Genomic DNA, 4,086 nt, shown 5'->3' with positions numbered 1-4,086 from the left:
AGGACCAGCCGCATGAGCGCTTTGAGTTCCCTGAAGAAGTCCTCCCCCGCGGCAATGCGCTCTAAACCCACTGAGCTCGCTCGACTTTAGCTGCGGTAGATCCCTAGAGATCTGCTCTGTGAGGATGAGCGCTTGCCCAAGGGATCCCCTGCCGCGGATCCCAGTGGACAGGGAGCCCAACGGCAGGCGCTCGCGTTAACTAAACTTTTTTTGGTGTCTCTTGTTCCTGACTATCATTGGAGGTTGGTCTCTGTGACCTCGACAACATTTGGTTCTGCAGTGGTGCAAGATCGCACCCAAGGCGGATTTGCCTGGTGGGCTGGGAATGCCCGCTTGATTAATCTCTCCGGTCGGCTTTTGGGCGCCCATGTGGCCCACGCTGGCTTGATCGTCTTCTGGGCGGGAGCGATGCTGCTGTTTGAGGTGGCTCACTTCACGCCGGATCGGCCTATGTATGAGCAGGGCCTGATCCTGATGCCCCACGTGGCCACTCTGGGCTGGGGGGTTGGCCCGGGGGGCGAGGTGATTGACACCTACCCCTACTTTGTCATCGGGGTGCTGCACCTGATCTCCAGCGCCGTGCTGGGGTTGGGGGGCATTTATCACGCCATTCGCGGCCCAGAAACTCTGGAGCAGTCTTTCCCCTTCTTCGGCTACGACTGGAAAGACAAGAACAAGATGACCACCATCCTGGGGATCCACCTGATCCTGTTGGGGTTGGGGGCTTTCCTATTGGTGGCCAAGGCCATGTGGTTTGGCGGTGTCTATGACACCTGGGCTCCAGGGGGTGGCGATGTGCGGGTAATTACCAACCCCACCTTGAACCCCGCCGTGATCTTCGGCTACCTGTTTAAATCTCCTTTTGGTGGGGAAGGCTGGATCATCAGCGTCGACAACATGGAGGATGTAATCGGCGGCCACATCTACATTGGCATCATCTGCATTGCCGGTGGGATTTGGCACATCCTCACCAAGCCCTTTGGTTGGGCTCGCCGCGCCTTTATCTGGTCTGGGGAGGCCTATCTCTCCTACAGCTTGGCGGCGGTTTCGCTGATGAGCTTCATTGCCACCTGCTACATCTGGTTCAACAACACCGTCTACCCCAGCGAGTTCTACGGCCCCACTGGCCCAGAAGCCTCGCAAGCGCAAGCCCTCACCTTCATCGTGCGCGACCAGCGCCTGGGGGCGAACATTGGCCAAGCCCAAGGTCCCACCGGTCTGGGTAAATACCTGATGCGCTCCCCCACGGGCGAGATCATCTTTGGCGGTGAGACGATGCGCTTCTGGGATGTGCGCGCTCCTTGGAAAGAGCCGCTGCTGGGCCCCAATGGGTTGGATCTGGATAAGCTGAAAAACGACATTCAGCCCTGGCAAGCCCGCCGTGCAGTGGAGTACATGACCCACGCGCCGCTGGGATCCCTGAACTCGGTGGGTGGTGTGGCTACCGAGATCAACACGGTGAACTTCACCAGCCCGCGCACCTGGTTGGCTGCTCACAACTTCATCTTCGGCTTCCTGTTCTTCGTGGGTCACCTGTGGCATGCCGGTCGCGCTCGCGCTGCCGCTGCTGGCTTTGAGAAAGGGATCAGCCGCGAGAACGAGCCGGTTTACCGGATGAAGCCGATCCGATAAGGGCATAAGTCCCTCTGGAATGTACCTTTGGCCCCCCTTGCCGGGGGCCTTTTTTTGGGCATCCCCCCCTCAAGGATTGGCAGAAAGAAAGTTTGGGGTGGAAACTGAAGAGCGCTGAGTCATCAGAGCAGATGCACAAGATCCCTGTTACCGTCATCACCGGATTTCTGGGATCCGGCAAGACCACGGTGATCCGTCACCTTTTGCTCAACAACCAGGGCCGCCGCATTGCCGTGTTGGTTAACGAGTTTGGCGAAGTGGGCATCGACGGCGAGTTGCTGCGGGATTGCCAACTGTGTGAGGGGGAGGGATCCATCCCCATTCTGGAGCTGGCCAACGGCTGTCTCTGCTGCACGGTGCAGGAGGAGTTTTTGCCCACCATGGAAGCTCTGTTGCAGCGGCGGGCGGAGCTAGACTGCATTTTGATTGAAACCTCAGGACTGGCCTTGCCCAAGCCGCTCGTGCAGGCTTTCCGCTGGCCCACCATTCGTACAGGCGCCACGGTGGATGCGGTGATTACGGTGGTGGATGGTCAGGCTCTGGCCTCCGGGCAACTGGTGGGGGATCCGGCGGCCCTGGAGGCGCAGCGGCAGGCTGACGAAAGTTTGGACCATGAGACTCCGCTTGAGGAATTGTTTGAGGATCAGTTGAGTTGTGCCGATTTGGTGGTGCTCACCAAGGTGGATCAGATTACCCAAGAGGAGCAAGCTCGGGTGGAAAGCTGGCTGCGGCACCACTTGCGCCCTGAGGTTCAAATCCTCCCTTGTGAGCGGGGGCAGGTTCCCCCAGAAGTGCTCTTGGGCTTTAATGCAGCGGTGGAAGACCAGCTCGAGCGCCGCCCCAGCCACCACGATCACGGGGAGGAGCATGAGCACGAAGCTTTTGAGTCTTTCTACCTCAGCCTGGAGGGAGGTTATGAGCCGGGATCCCTGGTGGCTCAGCTACGCCAGTTGGCCCAAGAGGAATGTCTTTACCGGATAAAAGGGTTTGTGGCCGTCCCCTACAAGCCGATGCGGCTGGTGCTGCAGGGAGTGGGATCCCGATTTGAAACCTACTACGACCGCCCCTGGCGACCCCAGGAGCCGCGCTTGACCCGACTGGTGCTGATTGGGCAAAACCTCAACCGCGAGCGCATTGCCGCCCAGCTCCAGGCCTTGGCCATCAGAGAAACGGTGGCCCCCACCGGCTGATCCCTGTCGGAGGCGAGTGGGATCCCTTGGGTCCTCGGCTCTCATCCCCCCGTCCCAGAGGGAAAGGAAGTAGCGTCCAGTTCTACTGTTACTCAAAGGTGGTCTAGAGGTAGGTATCCAAAAGAGAGGCCACGGTGGGGAAGTGGCAGCGCAAACCCAGGGTTTCTGGGGAAATGGCCGGGTAAACAAAATGGCGCTGGCGCAGACAGAACTCATCCCAGGCTGAAAGCCGCACCCGAAATAGAAAGGCCAAGCCGCGAACGAGAGCCGGGGGCAGAGGCACGCGGAAATAAATCCGTTTTTTGAAATAAGCACACATCTGTTCCACACATTCATCCCAGGAGAGGGGGGGATTGCCCAACACCCAATCGCCGCCACCAGGCAGATGGGCCACCCAATAGGCCACCATCTCGGCCACATCGGCAGCGTGGATAAAGTGGAAGCTGGCATCCACCCGCAAAAAGCGGATCAGATCCAGCCAGCGGAGAACGTCCTTGAGGCCGGCAGTGATGTGGGAGTAGGGGTGGTGGGGGCTGCCGCCAAAGAGCAGGGTGGGATAAAGGGTGAGCAGGCGCTCCGGCCAGAAGCCGCTTTCCTGCCGCCGCAGCAGCATCTCGTACTTGCTGCGGATGTAGTCGGTGCCGGCCCGTCCGGCAATGGCCAAAGGCTCCAGGTCCTGGTTCAAAAGGCTGGCCGTGGAAAAGTAGATCACCTGCTGACAGCGCTCCGGATCCAACAACTGAAAGAGCTCCAGGGTGTGGGTAACATTCACGGCCCAAGCCAGGGCGGGATCCCCCCAAGCTGCCGCCATGTGGATCAGCCCGTCCATCTGGCGCAGCAGAGCGGCGTGTTCCCGGATGCGCAGGAGATCGCCGGGTACTAGGGTGATAGGGGCGGGCAGCCGTTCTAGGGGCAGCCGCAGGCGGCTGGTCTCGCGGATGAGAACGTACAGGTGGTAGGCGGGCCGCTCCGGAAACTCGGGATCCCTTTGCTGGGCCAGGCGCTCCAACACATAGTGCCCCAGGCAGCCGCTAGCGCCGGTAAGAAACAGGTTTCGCAAGAGGTCTTCCCAACGGGACTCGATGAAAAAAGCTTCTGACTAGTGTACCGCTTCAGCTTCTGTCTGCCGGACTGCCTGAGCCCTCAATTCCCCTGCAAGAGAGCCGCTCGACTTGGCAAACCCCACACTGGAAATCTGGCCGCAAGGATGTCAGCTAGAAATCGCAGGAGCCCCGCACTGTACCCGTAGGGTCAGTGCCGGGAG

At 59.9% G+C, this 4,086-nt stretch carries 3 protein-coding genes; 2 read left to right on the top strand and 1 reads right to left on the bottom strand.

The window, feature by feature from the left end; translation table 11 throughout:
- Window positions 1-252 precede the first annotated feature (252 nt).
- Window positions 253-1,632 (top strand): photosystem II reaction center protein CP43, encoded by a 1,380-nt coding sequence (psbC, locus tag NW838_RS09850; RefSeq protein ID WP_369791763.1) that lies wholly within the window; start codon window positions 253-255, stop codon window positions 1,630-1,632.
- 131 nt (window positions 1,633-1,763) lie between these two features.
- Window positions 1,764-2,822, top strand: coding sequence for a cobalamin biosynthesis protein CobW (gene cobW / locus NW838_RS09845; RefSeq protein ID WP_414342924.1), 1,059 nt, complete (start codon window positions 1,764-1,766; stop codon window positions 2,820-2,822).
- A gap of 103 nt (window positions 2,823-2,925) precedes the next feature.
- On the opposite strand, the gene NW838_RS09840 is transcribed toward cobW, so the two are convergent.
- On the bottom strand, window positions 2,926-3,882 hold the full coding sequence (locus NW838_RS09840; protein WP_414358402.1) for an NAD-dependent epimerase/dehydratase family protein: 957 nt from the start codon (window positions 3,880-3,882) through the stop codon (window positions 2,926-2,928).
- Window positions 3,883-4,086: the final 204 nt, after the last annotated feature.

Source organism: Synechococcus sp. R55.2 (assembly GCF_047462075.1).
Lineage (GTDB): Bacteria > Cyanobacteriota > Cyanobacteriia > Thermostichales > Thermostichaceae > Thermostichus.
The sequence above is the reverse complement of the archived record's forward strand: the minus strand, read 5'-3'. Positions and strand labels throughout refer to the sequence as shown.

What these genes read in the sequence shown, in the direction of transcription:
- cobW (WP_414342924.1), top strand. Translation starts at nt 1,764, where the DNA reads ATGCACAAGATCCCTGTTACCGTCATCACCGGATTTCTGGGATCCGGC.